This is a genomic window from Streptomyces sp. NPDC048734 (assembly GCF_043198675.1).
Taxonomy (GTDB): domain Bacteria; phylum Actinomycetota; class Actinomycetes; order Streptomycetales; family Streptomycetaceae; genus Streptomyces.
In genome coordinates this window covers 94,538-113,508 of sequence record NZ_JBICUZ010000012.1, presented here as the reverse complement: position 1 = coordinate 113,508, position 18,971 = coordinate 94,538, and the positions used below count along the sequence as shown (strand labels likewise).

The following is an 18,971-nucleotide window of genomic DNA, read 5'->3' as shown; positions in this document are numbered from 1 at the left end:
GCGTCCTCGCCTTCGCCGGCGCGTCCTGGCCCGCGTCACCAGCCCGTCCTCAGCAGGTGGTTGAGCAGCAGGGCCAGGACCGCCTGGGCGGCCGGCCAGGCGCGCGTACGGGGCAGGAGCGCGCAGGCCGGGAACAGCCACAGCGCGAACGGCAGCCAGATGCGTTCCGTCTCCGCCTTGCTCATGCCGGACAGGTCGGCGGCCAGCAGCGCCAGCGACGCGGAAGCGGCCAGCAGCGCCAGCCTGGCCTCGGCGGCGGGACGGTCCTGGTCGCCGGGGGCGGTGAGCACCGCGCGCGGGTGCCGCAGCAGCACCGCACCGGCCCGTCCCAGGCCCGCCGTCGAGGCCGGGCCGACGACGAGGACGGTGCAGGCGAGATTGGCCCACACCCAGTAGCCGTAGGGGCGGACCCCGCCCGCGCCCTGGCGGTAACGCGTCACGAGCAGGCGGTACGCCTCCCACCAGTCGAACCCGGCGAAGGTGAAGAGCGACGGCACCACCGCGAGCCCGGCGAGCAGCGGCAGGAGCAGCGACGCGGGTCGCTCCCGCACGCGCCGCCGGCCCAGCAGCAGCACCGCCGCGCCGACGACGGCGAACAGGGTGAGGCCGTAGGAGAGATAGCAGGTCAGGCCGAACAGCAGGCCGGAACCGGCCGCCCATCCGATCGAACGCCGGGCTGACCGGGCGGTGACGGCGAGGACCAGCAGGGTCACCGACCAGGCGGCGACGGCCGCGAAGTAGGCGTCGGCCGACGTGCCCATCCACACCGCCGCCGGGGCCACCACGAGGAACGGGGCGGCCCGCCGTGCGAGTTCCTCGCCCGCCAGGGCCCGCACCGCGACCAGCACGGCCGCGCAGGCCGTCGCGCCGACCGTGACGCACCACACCCCGGCCCAGCCCCCGCCGTCCAGACCGATCCGGTCGAGCAGCACGAAGGTGAGCGTGGCGGCCGGGGGGTGACCGGCGACGTGGGCGGGCCAGTTGTCGGGCGCGTCGAGGAGGATGTGCCCGTCGAAGCCGCGCAGCGCGGCCGGGACGTCGGCGAAGCGGTCGACGACCCGCAGGTACTCGTGGCGCGTGGTGAGCCGGCCGGCGACGCCCCGCCGCCAGCCGTCGACCAGGGCGAGGGAGAGGATCCACGCCGTCGCCGTGCCCCAGACCGCCGCGAGCAGCGCCCGCCAGGGCAGGCGGGCCGCCACGGCGGGGCCGTACGCCACGCAGGCCACCGCCAGGACGACCGCCGCCGGGGTGCCCGGTCCCACATGAGGTCCCCAACTCGCCAGCAACGGCGGCCAGTCGACGAACAGGGTGCGGCGGTCGCGCTGGATGTGACGGCCGATCAGCACGGCCGCCGTCACCAGCAGGACGGCCGCCCCGACGGCGTACAGATCGCGGCGTACGCTGCCGGAGCCGGAGCCGGAGCCGGAGCCGGAGCCGGAATGCGGGGTGCGGGGCCGGGTGGGGCGCGGGGTGCGGGTCACACCGGAACGCTAGGCCGCGCGGCCCGCGCCGGGCCGCCCGCGGCGCCGGACGTCAGCGTTTCGTCATGGGTCGCGCGCCCGTCCGCCGGGGTGCGCGGGCCTACGGTCGGGGCATGCGAGACGATCCACGGCTTCCCTCCGCGCCCGGCTTCTGGCGCAGCCCTCTGCGCGGCCCCTGGTTCACCTCGGTGCTGGGCCTCGTCCTCCTGGCCGGCGTCACCGTGCTGTTCGTGACGGGCCTGCTGTCGTACGCCGCCTACAACCCGGACCTGGCGCCGGTCAACGACAAGACCCCGGACAAGGGGATCCTCGGCCTCTACCTCCTCGCCTGGCCGACGGACCCGCACTGGCTGTACCGGCTGAACCAGGGCGTCCACGTCACCCTGGGCATCACCCTGATCCCGGTGCTGCTGGCCAAACTGTGGTCCGTGGTGCCGAAGCTGTTCGCGCTGCCGCCGGCCCGCTCGCTCGCGCACGCCCTGGAGCGGATCTCCCTGCTGCTCCTGGTCGGCGGAGCGCTCTTCGAGTTCGTGACCGGCGTGCTCAACGTCCAGCTGGACTACGCCTTCCCGGGTTCCTTCTACCCGCTGCACTTCTACGGCGCGTGGGTGTTCTTCGCCGCGTTCGCCGCCCACGCCGCCCTGAAGTCCCCGGCCGCCGTACGGAACCTGCGCGGACTGCGCGACGAGCGGGAACCGCGGCCCGGGACGGACCCGACCACCGGTACGGACCCGACCACCGGGGCGGACCCGACCACCGGGGCGGACCCGCTGGTCTCCCCGCGGCCCGACCCCCCGACGGTCTCCCGGCGCGGCGCCCTGGGGTTCGTGGGCGGCGGCGCGCTGCTTCTGTTCGCGACGACGGCCGGCCAGACCACCGACGGCCCGCTGCGGCGCACCGCCCTCCTCGCGCCGCACGGCGGAGCGGACCCCGGCACCGGACCGAACGGCTTCCAGATCAACAAGACGGCCCGGTACGCGGGCATCCGCCCGTCGCAGACGAGCCCCGACGCCTGGCGGCTCGTGGTCACCGGACGCACGGGCACCGTCCGCCTCACCCACGACGACCTCCTGCGCCTCCCGCCGCACAGCGCGGCCCTGCCCATCGCCTGCGTCGAGGGCTGGTCGACGTCCGACCAGTGGTGGCGCGGCGTACGGCTGCGGGACCTCGCCGCGCTCGTCGGACCCGACGACGATCCGCCGGACGTGTTCGTCGAGTCCCTCCAGCTCCGCGGCGCCTTCCGCCGCGCCGCCCTGCGCGCCAACCAGGTGGCGGACCCGCGCTCCCTGCTCGCCCTGTACGTCAACGGCGAGGAACTCTCCCCCGACCACGGCCACCCGGCGCGGATCATCGTGCCCGCCGCGCCCGGTGTGCTCAACACCAAGTGGGTGGCCCGCCTGACGTTCGGAGACCTGTGATGAGCCGGACACCCGCGACGAGTCCGGCGCGACGACGGTTCCCCGTCGGCAGCCCCTTCCAAGTCCTCCTGCTCGCCTGCTCGTTCGCACTGGCCGGTTACGCGGGCGTACGGCTGCTCGCCGGCGACTGGTTCGGCGTGGTCCTGTGGTTCGCGGGGGCCGCGGTCCTGCACGACCTGGTACTGCTGCCCCTGTACGCGACGGCGGACCGGGCCCTGGTCCGGGGGCTGCGCACGGCCGGCCGCGCCGAGTGGACCGGGTACGTCCGCGTCCCGGCCGCCCTGTCCGGACTGCTCCTGCTGGTGTGGTTCCCGCTGATCAGCGGGACGGCGGCCGGACGCTACCGGTCGGCCACCGGGCTCCCCGCGGACGGGTTCGCGGCCCGCTGGCTGCTGATCACCGCCGTACTCTTCGGCACTTCGGCGCTGCTGCCGGCGCTGCGGCTGCGCAGGGCGGCGAAGCAACGCCCGCCCGCCGCCCACTGATCGACGGCACTCCAGCCCGCCCGGTCCGCGTACCGGGACAGGGCCGGGGTGCCGAGCCGCGCCCACGGGAACGGACCGCCGCTCCCCGCGTGGGCCTCGGTGACGCCGACGACCTGTACCTCGGCGCGTTCGTCGACGTCCACCGGCAGGGTCTCGGCGATCAGCAGTCCGCCGGGGGACAGGAGCCGGGCCGCCCGGTCCAGCAGGGCGCGCGGATCACCGCCGATGCCGACGTTGCCGTCCATGAGCAGGACGGTGCCCCAGCGGCCCTCGCCGGGCAGCGGCTCGAAGACCGAGCGGCGCAGCGCCTGTCCGCCGAGCCGGACGGTGTGCTCGACGGCCGCCTCGCTCACGTCGACACCGAGGGCCCTGCGGCCGCGGGCGGCGAGTTCCGCCACCAGCCGCCCCGGCCCGCAGCCGACGTCGAGCACGGCGCCCTCGCACCGGTCCAGCACCTCAAGATCGACCCGGTCGGCCCGCGCGCACCAGCGCTCCACCTCCAGCGGCAGCAGCCGGCCGTCGGCGCGGCGCAGGAACAGCGGACCGCGACCCGCCCGCAGCGCGGTGGAGTACGGGTCGGCCGCGGCCCAGGGGACGGCGCCGGCCTGCCGGGTCCTCATCGGTGCGCCGCCGCGCAGCGGGCCAGCCGGGCGGCGAACCAGCCGTGCGGGGCCAGCGCGGCGACGGCACGGGCGTCCCGGGCGTCGTCCACGTCCCGCAGGCGCGGCAGGTCGCGCACCCGCAGCCCGGCGGCGACGAGCCGCTCGCGCTGCACGGCCCCGGTGAACGGCGTCGACATGGGCACGCCCCGCAGCAGCGCGGCGTCCGGCACGGAGAGTCCCAGCGCCCAGAAGCCGCCGTCCTCGGCGGGCCCGAAGTACGCGTCGCAGCCCGCGAAGTCCACCGTCAGCAGCTCCGGCGTCACCTGCGGGGTGTCCATGCCGATCAGCAGCGCGGGCCCCTCGCAACCGGCGAAGGCCTCGGCCAGCCGTTCGTCCAGACCTCCCGCGCACTGCGGCACGACGTCGAAGCCGGGCGGCAGCCACGGCCCGGGCGCGCCGTCCAGCACGAGGAGCCGCCGGACGGCCGGAGCGGCGGCGACGGCCGCCAGGGTGTCCGCGAGGGCGGCCTCGGCGAGGGCCGCCGCCTCCCACGGCGCGAACGGAGGGGTGAGCCGGGTCTTCACCCGACCGGGCACCGGCTCCTTCGCGATGACGAGGAGCGTGGTCACCGGGGCCGGTGCGGTCACCGGGTCCGGCCGGATCACCGCGGGGTCCCTTCGCGGACGGGGACGTCGTTCAGGACGCGGCTCATGTCCCGTACCGCCTGCCAGGTGCCGCGCCAGGTGCCGGTGACCTTCGAGGCGCCGGCGCGGGGCAGGTAGGGGACGTCGTGCTCGGTGATCCGCCAGCCCGCGTCGGCCGCCCGCACCACCATCTCCAGCGGGTAGCCGCTGCGCCGGTCGGTGAGGCCGAGGCCGAGCAGCGCCTCGCGGCGGCCGGCCCGCAGCGGGCCCAGGTCGTGCAGTGGCAGACCGGTGCGGCGCCGCAGCAGCCGGGCCAGGGCGAGATTGCCGGCCCGGGCGTGCGCGGGCCAGCTGCCCCGGCCGTGCGGCCGCCTCCGGCCGAGCACCAGGTCGGCCCCGCCCGCGCGGACCTCCCGCACGAACGGCTCCAGCAGGGACGGGTCGAGCGAGGCGTCGCAGTCGCAGAAGCACACCACCTCCGCGGTGGCGGCGGTCAGCCCGGCGTGGCAGGCGGCGCCGAAGCCCCGGCGCGGCTCGTGGACGACGGTCGCGCCGAGCCCGCGGGCGATCTCCGCCGAACCGTCGGTGGAGCCGTTGTCCACCACGAGCGCGCGCCAGCCGACCGGGATCCTGGCCAGCACCCAGGGCAGGGCCCCGGCCTCGTCGAGACAGGGCAGGACGACGTCGACGCCGTCCGGGGGAGAGGGAGGAAGGGTCACGCCGTTCACCCTACGAACGCGAACAGGACGAACCGGACTTCGGCTCCTTACGAAACGCGGACGTCGACGCCGTGCGCACGCCCCGCGGCCCCCGCCGGCGACGCGGTGGTGCGAGGCTGGGGGCATGCAGCCGCCGTTCGAGTCCCCGCAGGCAGGAACCACCGCCGGGCACGCGCCGGGCGCCACCGCCCGCATCCTGGTCGTCGACGACGACCCCACGGTCGCGGAGGTCGTCACCGGCTACCTCGACCGCGCCGGCCACACCGTCGACCGGGCCGACGACGGCCCCGCCGCCCTGGCCCGCGCCGCCGCCCACCGGCCCGACCTGGTGGTGCTGGACCTGATGCTGCCCGGCATGGACGGCCTGGAGGTCTGCCGCAGGCTGCGCGGCCACGGGCCCGTCCCCGTCATCATGCTCACCGCCCGGGGCGACGAGGACGACCGCATCCTCGGCCTGGAGGTGGGCGCCGACGACTACGTCACCAAACCCTTCAGCCCGCGCGAGCTCGTCCTGCGGGTGGAGTCCGTGCTGCGCCGCGCCCGGCCCGCCACCATGACGCCCCCGCTGGGCGCGGCCGGCCTGACGGTCGACCCCACCGCCCGCCGTGCCACCAAGAACGGCGTCGAACTCGCCCTCACCCTGCGCGAGTTCGACCTCCTCGCCTTTCTCCTGCGGCACCCGGGACGGGCGTTCGGCCGCGAGGACCTGATGCGTGAGGTGTGGGGCTGGGACTTCGGCGACCTGTCCACCGTCACCGTCCACGTCCGCAGGCTGCGCGGCAAGGTCGAGGACGACCCGGCCCGCCCGCGCCTGATCCAGACCGTGTGGGGCGTGGGCTACCGCTTCGACCCCCGCGGCCAGGAGGCCGGCTGACCGTGCGCGACACCCTCCTCATCGCCCTGTACGCCTTCGCCGGCGCCGCCGCCACCGGCATCGCCGGAGCGGCCGCGCTGCGCCTGATCCGGCGTCGCTCGCTCACCGCCTCGCTCGCCGTGGTCGCCGCCGTCGGGGTGGTCGCGATGCTCGCGGGCACCCTCGCCGTCGCCCGGGCGATGTTCCTGTCCCCGCACGACCTCACCGTGGTGACCACCGTCGTGGCGATGGCCGCCGTGGTCTCCCTCGCGACCGCGCTGCTCCTGGGCCGCTGGGTCGTCGCCCGCAGCCGCGCCCTCACCGCCGCCGCCCGCTCCTTCGGGGACGGCGGCGCCTTCGCCGTCCCCGCGGGCCCGACGACCGCCGAACTGGACTCGCTGAGCCGCGAGTTGGCGTCGACCAGTGCCCGGCTCGCCGAGTCCCGCGACCGCGAGCGCGCCCTGGAGACCTCCCGGCGCGAACTGGTCGCCTGGATCTCCCACGACCTGCGCACCCCGCTCGCCGGCCTGCGCGCCATGTCGGAGGCGCTGGAGGACGGGGTGGCCGCCGACCCCGGCCGCTACCTGCGGCAGATCCGCACCGAGGTCGAACGCCTCAACGACATGGTCGGCGACCTCTTCGAGCTCTCCCGCATCCACGCCGGAACCCTCCCGCTCACCCCCGCACGCATGTCCCTGTACGACCTCGTCGGCGACGCCCTCGCCGGCGCCGACCCCCTCGCCCGCGAGCACGGCGTCCGCCTCGTCGGCCACCCCGTCGAGGCGGTGCCGGTGGAGGTCGACGGCAAGGAGATGAGCCGCGTCCTGGGAAACCTCCTGGTCAACGCGATCCGGCGGACCCCCGCGGACGGCACGGTCGCGGTGAGCGCCGAGAGCTGCCCGGACGGGGTCGTGGTGTCCGTGACCGACGGCTGCGGCGGCATCCCCGAGCAGGACCTGCCGCGCGTCTTCGACACCGGCTGGCGCGGCACCCACGCGCGCACCCCGCCGGCCGGAGCGGGCCTCGGCCTCGCCATCGTGCGGGGCATCGTGGAGGCCCACCGGGGGCGCGCCACCGTCCGCAACATCCCGGGCGGCTGCCGCTTCGAGGTGACCCTGCCCCCGGCGCCGTAGCCGTCCCGTCTGGGCCGTCCCGTCTGGGCCGTCCTGTCCCGGCCGTCCCGTCTGGGCCGTCCCGCCCCCGGCCCACCCGTCTCGGCCGTCCTGTCCCGGCCCGCCCGCCCGGCCGGGATCAGGCCTCGCGCAGCCCGGCCCGCGCGAACTCCCGCATCCCCTCCGCGAATCCGACCTCGGGCCGCCAGCCGAGGTCGGCCCGCAGCCGGGCGGAGTCCGCGGTGATGTGCCGTACGTCGCCCAGCCGGTACTCGCCGGTGACCACGGGCTCGGGGCCGCCGTACGCGGCGGCCAGCGCACGGGCCGCCTCGCCCACCGTGTGCGGCTCGCCGCTGCCGGTGTTGTACGCCGTGAGCAGGCCGGCCGGACCCCGCGCCTCCAGGGCGGCCACGTTGGCCGCGGCCACGTCCCGCACGTGCACGAAGTCCCGCCGCTGCCGGCCGTCCTCGAAGACGCGCGGGGCCTCGCCCCGGGCGAGCGCGGAACGGAAGAAGGAGGCCACACCGGCGTACGGAGTGTCGCGGGGCATCCGCGGTCCGTACACGTTGTGGTAGCGCAGCGAGAGTGCCGAACCGCCGGTGGCGCGCGCCCACGCGGCAGCCAGGTGCTCCTGCGCGAGCTTGGTCGTCGCGTACACGTTGCGCGGGTCGAGAGGCGCGTCCTCGCCGACCAGTCCGGGGGACAGGCTCTCCCCGCACGCCGGACACGGCGGCTCGAACCGGCCCGCGTCCAGGTCGGCGACGGCCCGCGGCCCCGGCCGTACGACACCGTGCCGCGCGCACGCGTAACGCCCCTCGCCGTACACGACCATCGACCCGGCCAGCACGAGACGCCGTACGCCCGCCGCGGCCATGGCGGCGAGCAGCACCGCCGTCCCCAGGTCGTTGCGGGAGACGTACTCCGCCGCGTCGGCGACCCCGTCGCCGAGCCCGACCATCGCCGCCTGGTGGCAGACGGCGTCGGCACCGGCGAGCGCGGCGGCCACGGCCGCCGGATCGCGGACGTCGGCGGCCGGGTCCTCCCGCACGTCGAACACGAGGGGCTCGTGCCCGCGCGCCCGCAGGGCGTCGACGACACGGGACCCGATGAACCCGGCACCGCCGGTGACCAGTACACGCATGCGCCCACGCTAGGACCGCCGTCCCGCCGCGCACCGTGACCCGCCCGGCACGTCACCACTCCGTAAGACGGGGCCGGACCGGACACCCGGACTCCGTTGTCGGTGCCGTGGGGCACGGTGTCCGCGGTGAGGCCGGCCAGGTCCGGCCGGGTATCTCGGCCAGGACCTGGAAGATCCGCTCAACGGCCCGGAGATGGCATGTCCCCGCGGATGACACTGAGAGCGATCACGCTCGACTGCTCCGACCCCCTCGCCCTGGCGGCCTTCTACCAGGAGGCGACCGGCCTCGATCCGCACCCGGGGTCCGACGCCGAGTTCGCCGGTCTCACCGGTGAGGACGGGCTGGTCATCGGCTTCCAACGGGTCGACGCCCACCGGCCCCCGGACTGGCCGGCCCAGGCGGTCCCGCAGCAGATCCACCTCGATTTCGCGGTCGACGACCTGGACGAGGCCGAGGCCCGGCTGCTGGAACTGGGGGCGGGAAGGCCGGACCACCAGCCGGGCGGGGAGAGGTGGCGGGTCCTCACGGACCCGGCCGGCCACCCCTTCTGCCTGGTGCGGGGGTGACCGCGAGGGCACGCCCCCGGCCGGGGCTCACGGCCGCAGGCGTGCCCGCCGGACAGGGACGCGGCCGTCGCCGACGGCCGGCCGAGTGGGGCCGAAGACGTCCCGGCAAGGCTCCGGCAGGAGAGTTGTAAGGGATTCAAGAAGTTCGGTCGACCGTGTTGACTCGGCTGCCGGGCGCCTGCACATTACCTGTGGGTAGAACCACCGGGTAACCATGCGACCCGCGCCGCACGGTCGTCGGTGTACGCCTTCGCGCATGGGGCGCCGTCGGCACTCTTCCCCCTGCTCGAGCCGCCGCATTCCTCGCGTTCCGTACGTCCGTGGGCATCACCGTGCCCGCTTTCGTCGTGTCCGCACTCCCGAGAATCGAGAGCACATGCCGAAGTCCGCCCTCCGCAATGTCATGACCGCGTCACTCGCGGCGGTCGGTGCGCTGGCCCTCAGTCTCACCGGGGCCCCCGCACAGGCCGCCACCCCCCTCGACTACGCCGCCCTCGGCGACAGTTACAGCGCCGGCTCGGGGGTCCTCCCGGTGGACCTCTCGAGCCCGCTGTGCCTGCGGTCCACGGCCAACTACCCTCACGTCATCGCCTCCCGGACGGGTGCCCGCCTCACGGACGTGACCTGCGGCGCCGCCCAGACCAAGGACTTCACCCAATCCCAGTACCCGGGCGTCGGCCCCCAGGTGAACGCCCTCGACGCGGGGACCGACCTGGTCACACTGACCATCGGCGGCAACGACAACGGAACCTTCATCAACGCCGTGACGGCGTGCGCCGCCGCGGGCGTCCTCAGCGGCGGCCAGGGCAGTCCCTGCAAGGACGCCAACGGCACGCGCTTCGACGACCAGATCGACGCGAGCACCTATCCCGCCCTCAAGGCCGCCCTCGGCAGCGTCCGCGCCGAGGCCCCCGGCGCCCGGGTGGCGGTGCTGGGCTACCCCTGGATCACGCCCGCCACCGCGGACCCGTCCTGCTTCGCGAAACTGCCGGTCGCCGCCGGCGACGTGCCCTACCTGCGCGGCATCCAGGCCCACCTCAACGCCGTCGTCCGGCGCGCAGCCGAGGAGAACGGCGCCACCTACGTCGACTTCGCCCAGGTGTCCGACGGCCACGACGCGTGCAAGCCCGTGGGCACGCGGTGGATCGAACCCCTCCTCTTCGGCAACAGTGTCATTCCCGTCCACCCCAACGCCCTGGGCGAGCGGCGCATGGCCGAACGGGCCATGAGCGTCCTGGGAATCGGCTGACGGAGCGTCCGGCGACGGCCGCGAGGTCCGCCGCCGGACCGTCACCACCGTGCGCACCCCGCTGCGCCCGAGCCGGGCACCGACCCGGGTACGTACGGCACTTCGCGACCGGGGGTAGCCTGCGCGGGTGAAACCGGGAGAGCGTGCCGTCGGCGCAGTCGTGGGGTCGGCGGTGGGGGACGCGCTGGGAGCCCCCTTCGAGTTCGGTCCGCCGGGGGCGTTCTCCGCCCGCTTCCCCACCGCCGGACGCGGCGGCGAGATGTGCGGTGGGGGCGGCTGGGAGCCGGGTGAGGCCACGGACGACACGCAGATGGCCGTCCTGGTCGGCGAGTCCCTGCTGGAGCGCGGCGAACTGGACCTCCCGGACATGTTCGGCCGCTTCCGGCGCTGGGCGGCCGCCGACCCCAAGGACATCGGCCTCCAGACCGAGGACGTGCTGACCAACGGCATGCCCTGGGACCAGGCCGCCGCGGTCCACTTCCAGGTCAACCTCCGGGCGGCCGGCAACGGTTCACTGATGAGGGCGTCGACGTCCGCCGTCCGTTTCGCGAGGGCCGGCCGTGCCGCCACCATGGACGCCGCCCGGCGCATCGCCGCGCTCACCCACGGCGACCGCGCCGCCTGGGAGGGCACGGCGATCTTCCACGAACTGGTCCGCGTCGCGCTCACCGGCGCCGACCCCGTCGGTGCGCTGCCCGACGTGCTGACCCTCGTCGCCCCGGACCACCGCGCACGCTACGCCGCGGTCCTCGCCCCCGACTGGCATCCCGACCGGGCCACCGAGTTCAACGGCGCGGTCTGGCCCTGTCTCGGGTCGGCGGTGTGGGCCCTGCGCAGCACGACCGGCTTCGAGGACGCGGTGCGCGCGGCGATCGACCTCGGCGGTGACACGGACACCGTCGCCGCCGTCACCGGGGGCCTCGCGGGCGCCTGCTACGGGCCGGACGCGATCCCGGCGCGCTGGACCGAGCCGCTCCACGTCCCGCTGCCCGGCTTCGACGGACGGGTGCTGCGCCTGCCGGAGCTGACCGACCTCGCACACCGCCTCGTCGAGTGACCCCAGTGGTCCGCCGGTCTACCGGTCCGCCGGTCCGCCGTCCGGTCCGACCAGGGCGGCGACGGGGAGGTGGTCGCTGCCGGTGGCGGGCAGGGTGCGGACCTGGCGCACGCGCGCCGAGCGGGCCATCACCTGGTCGATCCGCGCGAGCGGGAAGGAAGCGGGGAAGCTGAAGGCGAAACCGCTCTCGGCCGTGCTCATCCGGGAGGTCAGCGGCGTCAACCCCCGGTCGTCCACCGTGCTGTTGAGATCCCCCAGCAGGATCACCCTGGTCAGCTCCTCCGCCGCCACGGCCCGCCCCAGCAGGCCGGCGCTCTCGTCCCGCCACGTGGAGGCGAGGCCGCTCGCCCGGACGCGGACCGAGGGCAGGTGGGCGACGTACACCGCGATGTCGCCGTACGGTGTGCGGGCCACCGCCCGCAGTGCACGGTTCCAGGGCTGTGCGAGGCCGCGGGGTCTGATGTCCAGCGGCCCGGCTCCGGACAGCGGATGCTTCGACCAGAGTCCGACGGTGCCCTGAACGGTCCGGTAGGGGTAGCGCGCGGCGAGTGACCGCTCGTAGACCGGCAGTGCCGGGGGCAGGAGTTCCTGGAGCGCGATGAGGTCGGGCTCGGCGTCGGCCAGGGCGCGGGCCGTGCCCGCGGGGTCGTCGTTCTCGTCACTGACGTTGTGCTGCACCACGACCAGGTCCCGCGCGCCGGGTTGTGCCGCGGGCACCAGCAGGCCGCCGTAGTGATGCGTCCACACGGCCGCGGGCAGGAGCAGGGCCAGCAGCGCGAGGGCGGAGCGGCGCAGCAGTGCCATGCCGAGCAGCGCCACGACCGGCAGGCCGAGCCAGGGCAGGAACGACTCCAGCAGACTGCCCAGCCGCCCGGGGGAGTTGGGGACCAGCCGGTGGAACGCCAGCAGTGCGGCCGTCGTCACCGCCGACGCGGCGAGCACCCGCCCGTGGTGCATGGCAACCCCCTTGCGCCGGTGACCGGTGCGGACCCGGACCGCCGGTCACCGTACACGGCGGTCGTCGGCACGGCCGAGGTGAGCCCCGTCGTGGTGGTCCATACCAAACCCTTGACAGGCGTATTGCTCACTCCTTAAATCACACAGTGAACTAAGCGTGTCCCCCCACCGCCCCATGCTGCGCCGACCGGCCGGTCCCGTTCGCGCGCATGTCTGTCATGCGCATGCGGTTGCTGGTCTCCGCGTCATGCCCGACGAAGGGAGAGTCATGGACTCCCCGCGTTTTCCCCGTCGCCTCCTGTGGTCCCTCGCCCCGCTCCTCGCCTTCGCGTCGCTGTCCACCGGGCTCGCGCAGGGCGCGTCGCCCGCGCCAAAGACCGCCGCACCCGCCGTCACCGAGGCCCGGGCGGCCGCCGTCGCCTTCTCCGACGAGTTCGACGGACCGGCGGGCGCCGCCGTGGACGGCACCAAGTGGCAGATCGAGACCGGCGACAACGTCAACAACCACGAGCGGCAGTACTACACGGCCGGCAACCGCAACGCCGCCCTGGACGGCCAGGGCCATCTGGTGATCACCGCCCGCCGTGAGAACCCCGGCGACCACCAGTGCTGGTACGGACGGTGCGAGTACACCTCCGCCCGGCTGAACACGGCAGGCCGGTTCACCACCACGTACGGTCACGTCGAGGCCCGGATGAAGATCCCGCGCGGCCAGGGCATGTGGCCCGCGTTCTGGATGCTGGGCAACGACATCGGCCAGGTCGGCTGGCCGAACTCGGGCGAGATCGACGTCATGGAGAACGTGGGCTTCGAGCCGTCCGCCGTGCACGGCACCCTGCACGGGCCCGGCTACTCGGGGTCCGGGGGCATCGGCGCCGGGTACACCCTGCCCGGCGGGCAGGTCTTCGCCGACGCCTTCCACACCTTCGCCGTCGACTGGAGCCCGAACGCGATCACCTGGTCCGTCGACGGCACGGTCTACCAGCGGCGCACCCCCGCCGACCTCGGCGGCCGGCAGTGGGTCTTCGACAAGCCCTTCTTCCTCATCCTCAACCTCGCGGTCGGCGGTTACTGGCCCGGGGACCCCGACGGCAGCACGGCCTTCCCGCAGCAGCTCCTGGTCGACTACGTCCGCGTCAGCACCGACACCGCCCAGCCGGGCGGCAGCGGACCCGTCACCGGCGTCGGCGGCAAGTGCGTCGACGTGGCCGGGGCCGACACCGCGAACGGCACGGCCGTACAGCTCCACGACTGCAACGGCACCGCCGCGCAGCGGTGGACGGTGGGCGGCGACGGCACGATCCGCGCGCTCGGCAAGTGCCTGGACGTGGCCTCCGGCGGCACGGCCGACGGGACCCTCGTCCAGCTCTGGGACTGCAACGGCACCGCCGCCCAGCAGTGGGCCGTCCCCGCCGCGCGGGACATCGTCAACCCGCGGGCCGACAAGTGCCTGGACGCGACCGGCGGCAGCTCGGCCAACGGGACCCGGCTGCAGATCTGGACCTGCACCGGAGCGGTCAACCAGAAGTGGACGGTGACCCGTTGAGCACGCGCCTGTCGCACCCTCCCGCGGCGACCGGGCCGGGCCTTCCCACGGCCGGTGGCTGACCCGGCCCCCTCGCGTCACCGCGCACGGGCCGGCGACAGCGCCGCCCGTGCGGCGGCGGGGATCCCGTCGATTACCCGGGAGTCCTCTACCCGGGAGTCCTCGACCGCGCGGGCCAGGACGGCGGCGCCGACCTGCTGCCCGCCGCGGTGCTTACCTCCCGGGTAATCGACCACGACCCTCCCGTGGCGCAGGATCGTGGCCGTCGAGAGCGTCACCGGACGGAAGGACACCACCATGACCGCCTACGCGATCGCCCACCTGCGGGAGGCGGCACCGCACCAGGAGATCGCCGAGTACGTCGAGCGCATCACCGCGACCTTCGAGCCGTACGGCGGCCGCTTCCTCGTGCACGGCACGCAGCACGAGGTGATGGAGGGCGCCTGGCCCGGTCACGTCGTGGTGATCGGTTTCCCCTCGATCACCGAGGCGCGGGCCTGGTGGGCCTCCGCCGCATACCGGGAGATCGCGCCCCTGCGCGCCCGGCACATCGAGGGCGACGTCATCCTCGTCCCGGGCGTCCCCGCGGACTACGACGCGAGCAGCACGGCGAAGATGATGCGCGAGGCGCTGCCCGCCCGCTAGCGGAGCCGCCTCCGGACGGACTTCGGGCAGCCGTCCGTTCAGCTGGGCCGGTCCTTCGCCTCGGGCGGACTGAAACAGGCCGTGATCGTCTTCCCGTGCGGGCAGGGGTGCGCCTCCCAGCTGTCGGCCAGGGCGTCGACCAGGAACATGCCCCGCCCCCCGACCCGTTCGGTGCTGGGCTCCCTGGGAGCGGGCAGCTCGTCCGAGTGGTCGTGGACCGCGATGTGCAGACAGCGGCTGTCCCACGCCATGACGAGCTGGGCGCTGCTGTGGGCGTGCCGGTGGGCGTTCGTGACCAGCTCGGAGACCGTCAGCAGAACGGCGTCCGCGGTCTCCGGGGCCTCGGTGTTCCAGCCCAGCGAGTCTAGGTGACCCCTCGCCCAGTCGCGGGCGGCCTTCACCGAACTGTCCATCGGCAGGGTGCGCGCCCACCCGACCGCCCGCAGCGCCGACCTGTCCATCGTGACCCCTTCCCCGAGTACGTCTGACGGGAGGGCGGGTACCCCGGGACGCCGAGGTGAGGCGTGGCGCGCTCGCTTCCCCGCTGTCCGTCCTCCCCCGCCGCGGTCCGTCCGGCGGGCCGGACCGCGACGCCGGGTCCGGGCGCGAGGCGTCGTGGGCCGGGTCCGGACGCGGAACGAGAAGGGGCGGCAACCTTTTCGCGGCGGGCGGCGACCGGGTGACGTGAAGTCGACCCGCTCTCGTGAACGGACGGACATGAAGACCAAGAGGCACGCCGCGCGGCGCCGCCCGAGCACGCGCGCACGGTGGACGACGACGGCCGCGGCGCTGGTCGCCACGGGCGTACTCGTCTGCCTGGTGGCGGTACTGCGCCCCGACGGCGACGCCGGTCCCGGACGCGCCGTCGCGGTACCCGCCGCCGACGCCCCGTCGAGCACCGTGACGCGCCCGCCCTCCGCCTCGCCGTCCCCCTCCCCGTCCCGCCCGTCCTCCGCGTCGCCCACGGTGAGCCCGGGTGCGAGCCCGTCGAAGACCCCGGCGGTGACGCCGGGGGCACGCGCGTCGGCGTCGAGTCCCACGCGGGCGGTCGCCGCCGAGCCGCCGCCGGCGGGCCGGATCCGCCCCGGCGTCACCTACCGCGGGCTCGCCACCCACTACGACGCCGCGGACGGCGACGGCGCCTGCCTCTTCGGCCCGAGCGACGACCTCATGATCGCGGCGATGAACCACACCGACTACGAGACGTCCAGGGCGTGCGGGGCCCACCTCCTCGTCCGGGCGGCGAACGGCGCCTCCGTCACGGTCAAGGTCACCAACGAATGCCCGTTGCCCTGCGCGCCCGGTCAACTCGACCTCAGCAAGCAGGCGTTCGCGAAGCTCGGCGCTCTCTCCGCGGGGGAGATCCCGATCACGTGGACCCTGTTGAGCCCGAGCACCTCCGACACCGTCGCGGTCCGGTACAAGACCGGTTCCACCCGGTACTGGTGCGGCGTCCAGGTCGTGGGCCACCGCAACCCGGTGGCACGACTGGAGGTCCGGGACGGCGGCACCTGGCACCCGCTGCCCCGCGCCGAGTTCAACTACTTCCTCTCCGAACGGGGCACCGGCTGCGGAGGCCCTCTGCGGATCACCGACATCCACGGCGAACAGCTCCGGCTCGACGGCATCGCGGTGCGCGCCGACGTCCTGCAGCCGACCGGGCTCCAGTTCCGGCGGCACTGAGTTCCGGCCCGCGGCCGCCGTCGGCCCACCCGGTCGCCGCTCGCGACGCCGAGCACGTCGCAGTCCAGCGTGAGGGTGGCGACCCGGGGGTGGCCGACGGTCTTGCGCGACGCCTCGTGCCGGCCCGGGGCGCCGGACTCCCACAGCGCGGCGAACCGGTGGCTGTGCGCGCGCAGGTCGGCGATCGGCTGCCGCAGCCGTCCGCCCGCCGGGTAGCGGCTCGCCGCCACCCGCAGGTCCGCGACCACCGCCGTCTCCATCGCCCGCCGGGAACGCGGCGGGTCCGCTGCCCTGGCAGGCCGCGCCCGGCACGGCGGGGCGGGGGCGACGCTCCCGGAGCCGCCGTGCCCAGGCGCCGTTGACGCGCGTAGCGCGGTGCTCCACTCTGTGCACGGGCCGCCGTCGAGACGGGGGCGGCCGGTCGGTGCCGGAGTCGACGGTCGGGAGGCCGGATGTTCAGACGCGTGTCACGTCTGCTTGTCTCATTTGTCATGATCATGGCTGGTGCGGTGATCGGGGTGGGCGCCACCTCGGGCACCGCGCACGCCGACGAGTGCTACACCTGGAGCCGCACCCTGTCCGAGGGGTCCTCCGGAAGCGACGTCACCCAGCTCCAGATCCGCGTCGCGGGATGGGTGACCTCCGGCGAACGGCTCTCCTACGACGGCCAGTTCGGCGCGCGGACCACCGCCGCCGTCAAGAAGTTCCAGGCCGCGTACGGCCTGACCGCGGACGGTGTCGCGGGATCGCGGACCTTCAGCAAGCTCTACGCCCTCCAGGACGCGGACTGCACCCCCGTCCACTTCACCTACGCCGAACTCAACAGGTGCAACTCCGACTGGTCCGGCGGCGCCGTCTCCGCGGCCACCGCGAAGGCGAACGCCCTCAAGACGATGTGGAGGCTCGAGGCCATGCGGCACGCCCTCGGCGACGTACCGCTCACCGTCTCCAGCGGCTTCCGCTCCTACGCCTGCAACAACGCGGTCGGCGGATCCTCCACCAGCCGCCACCTCTACGGCGACGCCGTCGACCTCACCGGATCGCCGACCCTGTGCCGGCTCGCCCAGCAGGCCAGGACCCACGGCTTCTCGGAGATCCTCGGCCCGGGCTACCCGGGCCACAACGACCACACCCACGTCGCCCTCGACCCGTCCCCGTACTGGTCCGCACCCACCTGCGGCATCTGAGCCCACGCATCCCCACGGCACGCCGGCCGCGCCCGGTCCGCGGTCGGCGGGCCCGGTCGGCGGCCCCGGGCCCGCCGCACGCTCAGCCTCCCGGCCGTCCCCGCGGGCCGTCCGGCACCAGGGCGCCGAGCACGGCCGGCAGTCGTGGCGGCTCGACCCGGTCCGGCAGCGAGCGCAGCTCCGGCCACGCGACCCAGCGGTGCGTGTCCAGGGCCGCCCGCTCGCCGGGAAGGAGACCGCTCCCCACGACGGCCGGCCGCGCCCGGTCCGCCGTCGGCAGGCCCGCGCGAGGAAGAAGCGCTCCGTCCCGACGTACCGCCGGCCGTTCCACCACACGTCCCGGTCCACGGGCGCCGAGCGGTCGACCACCGCGGCCGGGTCGAGCCCGGTCTCCTCGGCCGGTTCGCGTCGCGCCGCCGCCGGCGGTGTCTCGCCCGGCTCGATCCCGCCGCCGGGCGTCTCCCACAGCAGGCTCCCGTCGGACGGATCACGCCGGCGCGGGAGAAGCACCCGACAGGCGGCGTCCGGGCGGATGACGCGGGCGGCGGGCCGGTGTGTCGTGTCCACGGCCCCGACGTCATACGGCGAGGGCTCAGGAACCGGGCCCCGGGTCTGGCCGGACGGGGTCCCCGAGCCCGGCCCGTGCCGCCTCCAACTGGGCGGCGAACGCGATGCCCAGGAACAGGGCGACGGCCGTGACGTTGGCCCACAGGAGCAGCGCGACGAAGGCGGTCAGCGGTCCGTACACCGCGCCGAACGACGAGCTCGTGCCGACGTACAGCGACAGCAGCCAGGTGGCCCCGACCCACAGCACCAGGTGCACCGCGCTGCCGAAGGCGAGCCAGGTGTAGCCGGGCTGCCGGCGGCGCGGGGACCAGCGGAAGACGACGGCGGAGGCGATCCACGCGAGCGCCAGGCCCACCGGGATCCGCACCGCGTTCCACCAGCGGGTCCCGCCGGCGCCGGACCCCAGCGTCTCGGCGACGGCGTCACCGAGCGGCCCGCCGGCCACGAGCGCCACGAACCCGAGGACCAGAGGCATCCCGGCCCCGAACGACAGCAGCAGGGCACGTCCGTACTTGCGGGCGAAGGGGCGGTCCCGCTCGATGCCGTAGATGCGGTTGGCGCCCCGCTCTATCTGGGCCATCGCCGAGGCGAGGTTCAGCACGGCGAACCCCAGCCCCAGCCACAGGGCGAGGGTGCTCCACACGTCGCCGTGAGCGCTGCGCCGCGTCCCGGCGAACGCGTCGTCGACCACGCCGGCTCCGGCACCGGGCACGATGTCCCCGAGCGTCAGCTCGATGATCCGGCCCACGGAGTCGGTGTGCACGGACGTAGCCAGGCCCACCAGGGCCAGGGTGAAGGGGACCAGACCCAGCACGACCTGGAAGGCGAGCGCCCGCGCGTTGGTGAAGCCGTCGGCGTACCGGAACCGGGCGAACGAGTCGACGAGCAGGGAGAAGCCGCCGTAGCGCCGCAGCGCGGTCAGCGCCTCGTCGCCGGACAGCTCCTCCCCGATCATGTCCCTGGTCTGCGGCACGTGGACGGCGGTTCCCATCGTGGACAGGCTCCCTGTGCTCGGCCGGAGCTGCCTCCGGGTGTCTGCCGGTCCGACTGCCCCGACC

20 protein-coding genes and 2 pseudogenes are annotated in these 18,971 nt (G+C 75.1%); 10 read left to right on the top strand and 12 right to left on the bottom strand.

Annotation, left to right across the window (positions count from 1 at the left end; translation table 11 throughout):
• Positions 1-35: 35 nt before the first annotated feature.
• Positions 36-1,481 carry a hypothetical protein gene (locus tag ACGFQC_RS27725; protein ID WP_393288822.1) on the bottom strand — a complete coding sequence of 482 codons (1,446 nt, stop codon included), beginning with the start codon at positions 1,479-1,481 and terminating at the stop codon, positions 36-38.
• Between the two features lie 113 nt (positions 1,482-1,594).
• On the opposite strand from ACGFQC_RS27725, the gene ACGFQC_RS27720 reads away from it, so the two are divergent.
• Positions 1,595-2,899, top strand: coding sequence for a molybdopterin-dependent oxidoreductase (locus tag ACGFQC_RS27720; RefSeq protein ID WP_363089593.1), 1,305 nt, complete (start codon positions 1,595-1,597; stop codon positions 2,897-2,899).
• A gap of 340 nt (positions 2,900-3,239) precedes the next feature.
• Here ACGFQC_RS27720 and ACGFQC_RS27715 read toward each other — a convergent pair whose 3' ends face one another.
• The 3 genes from ACGFQC_RS27715 to ACGFQC_RS27705 are packed head-to-tail and all read right to left on the bottom strand — an operon-like array spanning position 3,240 to position 5,358.
• Positions 3,240-4,004, bottom strand: coding sequence for a class I SAM-dependent methyltransferase (locus tag ACGFQC_RS27715; protein WP_363089592.1), 765 nt, complete (start codon positions 4,002-4,004; stop codon positions 3,240-3,242).
• A complete protein-coding gene (locus ACGFQC_RS27710; protein ID WP_363089709.1) occupies positions 4,001-4,615 on the bottom strand; it encodes a DUF2064 domain-containing protein in 615 nt (204 codons plus the stop codon). Before ACGFQC_RS27710 ends, ACGFQC_RS27715 begins: the two co-directional genes overlap by 4 nt.
• 32 nt (positions 4,616-4,647) lie before the next feature.
• Entirely contained in the window at positions 4,648-5,358 is a 711-nt protein-coding gene (locus ACGFQC_RS27705; RefSeq protein WP_363089591.1) for a glycosyltransferase family 2 protein, read from the bottom strand.
• Positions 5,359-5,473: 115 nt separating this feature from the next.
• On the opposite strand from ACGFQC_RS27705, the gene ACGFQC_RS27700 reads away from it, so the two are divergent.
• Both ACGFQC_RS27700 and ACGFQC_RS27695 read left to right on the top strand, forming a co-directional pair.
• On the top strand, positions 5,474-6,223 hold the full coding sequence (locus ACGFQC_RS27700) for a response regulator transcription factor (RefSeq protein ID WP_363089590.1): 750 nt from the start codon (positions 5,474-5,476) through the stop codon (positions 6,221-6,223).
• Between the two features lie 2 nt (positions 6,224-6,225).
• Entirely contained in the window at positions 6,226-7,335 is a 1,110-nt protein-coding gene (locus ACGFQC_RS27695; RefSeq protein ID WP_363089589.1) for a HAMP domain-containing sensor histidine kinase, read from the top strand.
• A gap of 118 nt (positions 7,336-7,453) precedes the next feature.
• Here the strand turns inward: ACGFQC_RS27695 and ACGFQC_RS27690 are convergent, their stop codons facing one another.
• Positions 7,454-8,455 (bottom strand): NAD-dependent epimerase/dehydratase family protein, encoded by a 1,002-nt coding sequence (locus ACGFQC_RS27690; protein ID WP_363089588.1) that lies wholly within the window; start codon positions 8,453-8,455, stop codon positions 7,454-7,456.
• A 198-nt stretch (positions 8,456-8,653) separates the two neighbouring features.
• On the opposite strand from ACGFQC_RS27690, the gene ACGFQC_RS27685 reads away from it, so the two are divergent.
• The 3 genes from ACGFQC_RS27685 to ACGFQC_RS27675 all read left to right on the top strand — a co-directional run bounded on the left by ACGFQC_RS27685 (position 8,654) and on the right by ACGFQC_RS27675 (position 11,328).
• On the top strand, positions 8,654-9,022 hold the full coding sequence (locus ACGFQC_RS27685; protein ID WP_363089587.1) for a VOC family protein: 369 nt from the start codon (positions 8,654-8,656) through the stop codon (positions 9,020-9,022).
• Positions 9,023-9,398: 376 nt separating this feature from the next.
• Positions 9,399-10,271: an SGNH/GDSL hydrolase family protein gene (locus ACGFQC_RS27680; protein ID WP_363089586.1), complete on the top strand. Its 873-nt coding sequence runs from the start codon at positions 9,399-9,401 to the stop codon at positions 10,269-10,271.
• A gap of 127 nt (positions 10,272-10,398) precedes the next feature.
• A complete protein-coding gene (locus tag ACGFQC_RS27675) occupies positions 10,399-11,328 on the top strand; it encodes an ADP-ribosylglycohydrolase family protein (protein ID WP_363089585.1) in 930 nt (309 codons plus the stop codon).
• Positions 11,329-11,346: 18 nt separating this feature from the next.
• Here ACGFQC_RS27675 and ACGFQC_RS27670 read toward each other — a convergent pair whose 3' ends face one another.
• Positions 11,347-12,285: an endonuclease/exonuclease/phosphatase family protein gene (locus tag ACGFQC_RS27670; protein WP_363089584.1), complete on the bottom strand. Its 939-nt coding sequence runs from the start codon at positions 12,283-12,285 to the stop codon at positions 11,347-11,349.
• Positions 12,286-12,553: 268 nt separating this feature from the next.
• On the opposite strand from ACGFQC_RS27670, the gene ACGFQC_RS27665 reads away from it, so the two are divergent.
• A complete protein-coding gene (locus tag ACGFQC_RS27665; protein WP_363089583.1) occupies positions 12,554-13,831 on the top strand; it encodes a ricin-type beta-trefoil lectin domain protein in 1,278 nt (425 codons plus the stop codon).
• 77 nt (positions 13,832-13,908) lie between these two features.
• On the opposite strand, the gene ACGFQC_RS27660 is transcribed toward ACGFQC_RS27665, so the two are convergent.
• The gene (locus ACGFQC_RS27660; RefSeq protein WP_363089582.1) at positions 13,909-14,130 is read right to left on the bottom strand and encodes a hypothetical protein; all 222 of its coding nucleotides are present in this window, start codon (positions 14,128-14,130) and stop codon (positions 13,909-13,911) included.
• Between ACGFQC_RS27660 and ACGFQC_RS27655 the strand changes: the two genes are divergently transcribed.
• Positions 14,129-14,476 carry a DUF1330 domain-containing protein gene (locus ACGFQC_RS27655; RefSeq protein ID WP_363089581.1) on the top strand — a complete coding sequence of 116 codons (348 nt, stop codon included), beginning with the start codon at positions 14,129-14,131 and terminating at the stop codon, positions 14,474-14,476. The two genes, ACGFQC_RS27660 and ACGFQC_RS27655, sit on opposite strands and share 2 nt — an antisense overlap.
• A 38-nt stretch (positions 14,477-14,514) precedes the next feature.
• Here ACGFQC_RS27655 and ACGFQC_RS27650 read toward each other — a convergent pair whose 3' ends face one another.
• Positions 14,515-14,937 carry an ATP-binding protein gene (locus ACGFQC_RS27650; RefSeq protein WP_363089580.1) on the bottom strand — a complete coding sequence of 141 codons (423 nt, stop codon included), beginning with the start codon at positions 14,935-14,937 and terminating at the stop codon, positions 14,515-14,517.
• A 256-nt stretch (positions 14,938-15,193) separates the two neighbouring features.
• On the opposite strand from ACGFQC_RS27650, the gene ACGFQC_RS27645 reads away from it, so the two are divergent.
• Positions 15,194-16,159 carry an expansin EXLX1 family cellulose-binding protein gene (locus ACGFQC_RS27645; protein ID WP_363089579.1) on the top strand — a complete coding sequence of 322 codons (966 nt, stop codon included), beginning with the start codon at positions 15,194-15,196 and terminating at the stop codon, positions 16,157-16,159.
• A 44-nt stretch (positions 16,160-16,203) separates the two neighbouring features.
• Here ACGFQC_RS27645 and ACGFQC_RS27640 read toward each other — a convergent pair.
• Positions 16,204-16,422, bottom strand: a pseudogene (locus ACGFQC_RS27640) (transcriptional regulator); the annotation flags it as partial.
• Between the two features lie 189 nt (positions 16,423-16,611).
• On the opposite strand from ACGFQC_RS27640, the gene ACGFQC_RS27635 reads away from it, so the two are divergent.
• Positions 16,612-17,346, top strand: coding sequence for a D-Ala-D-Ala carboxypeptidase family metallohydrolase (locus ACGFQC_RS27635; protein ID WP_363089578.1), 735 nt, complete (start codon positions 16,612-16,614; stop codon positions 17,344-17,346).
• A gap of 82 nt (positions 17,347-17,428) precedes the next feature.
• Here ACGFQC_RS27635 and ACGFQC_RS27630 read toward each other — a convergent pair whose 3' ends face one another.
• The 3 genes and pseudogenes from ACGFQC_RS27630 to ACGFQC_RS27620 all read right to left on the bottom strand — a co-directional run bounded on the left by ACGFQC_RS27630 (position 17,429) and on the right by ACGFQC_RS27620 (position 18,904).
• Positions 17,429-17,593 carry a hypothetical protein gene (locus ACGFQC_RS27630; RefSeq protein WP_393288818.1) on the bottom strand — a complete coding sequence of 55 codons (165 nt, stop codon included), beginning with the start codon at positions 17,591-17,593 and terminating at the stop codon, positions 17,429-17,431.
• A gap of 158 nt (positions 17,594-17,751) precedes the next feature.
• Positions 17,752-17,856, bottom strand: a pseudogene (locus ACGFQC_RS27625) (NUDIX hydrolase); the annotation flags it as partial.
• A gap of 82 nt (positions 17,857-17,938) precedes the next feature.
• The gene (locus tag ACGFQC_RS27620) at positions 17,939-18,904 is read right to left on the bottom strand and encodes a YihY/virulence factor BrkB family protein (protein WP_363089577.1); all 966 of its coding nucleotides are present in this window, start codon (positions 18,902-18,904) and stop codon (positions 17,939-17,941) included.
• Positions 18,905-18,971 lie beyond the last annotated feature (67 nt).

Coding starts and splice junctions, on each gene's coding strand:
- ACGFQC_RS27720 (WP_363089593.1), top strand. CDS start 1,595: ATGCGAGACGATCCACGGCTTCCCTCCGCGCCCGGCTTCTGGCGCAGC.
- ACGFQC_RS27715 (WP_363089592.1), bottom strand. CDS start 4,004: ATGAGGACCCGGCAGGCCGGCGCCGTCCCCTGGGCCGCGGCCGACCCG.
- ACGFQC_RS27700 (WP_363089590.1), top strand. CDS start 5,474: ATGCAGCCGCCGTTCGAGTCCCCGCAGGCAGGAACCACCGCCGGGCAC.
- ACGFQC_RS27690 (WP_363089588.1), bottom strand. CDS start 8,455: ATGCGTGTACTGGTCACCGGCGGTGCCGGGTTCATCGGGTCCCGTGTC.
- ACGFQC_RS27685 (WP_363089587.1), top strand. CDS start 8,654: ATGTCCCCGCGGATGACACTGAGAGCGATCACGCTCGACTGCTCCGAC.
- ACGFQC_RS27680 (WP_363089586.1), top strand. CDS start 9,399: ATGCCGAAGTCCGCCCTCCGCAATGTCATGACCGCGTCACTCGCGGCG.
- ACGFQC_RS27670 (WP_363089584.1), bottom strand. CDS start 12,285: ATGCACCACGGGCGGGTGCTCGCCGCGTCGGCGGTGACGACGGCCGCA.
- ACGFQC_RS27665 (WP_363089583.1), top strand. CDS start 12,554: ATGGACTCCCCGCGTTTTCCCCGTCGCCTCCTGTGGTCCCTCGCCCCG.
- ACGFQC_RS27655 (WP_363089581.1), top strand. CDS start 14,129: ATGACCGCCTACGCGATCGCCCACCTGCGGGAGGCGGCACCGCACCAG.
- ACGFQC_RS27660 (WP_363089582.1), bottom strand. CDS start 14,130: ATGGTGGTGTCCTTCCGTCCGGTGACGCTCTCGACGGCCACGATCCTG.
- ACGFQC_RS27650 (WP_363089580.1), bottom strand. CDS start 14,937: ATGGACAGGTCGGCGCTGCGGGCGGTCGGGTGGGCGCGCACCCTGCCG.
- ACGFQC_RS27645 (WP_363089579.1), top strand. CDS start 15,194: ATGAAGACCAAGAGGCACGCCGCGCGGCGCCGCCCGAGCACGCGCGCA.
- ACGFQC_RS27635 (WP_363089578.1), top strand. CDS start 16,612: ATGTTCAGACGCGTGTCACGTCTGCTTGTCTCATTTGTCATGATCATG.
- ACGFQC_RS27620 (WP_363089577.1), bottom strand. CDS start 18,904: ATGGGAACCGCCGTCCACGTGCCGCAGACCAGGGACATGATCGGGGAG.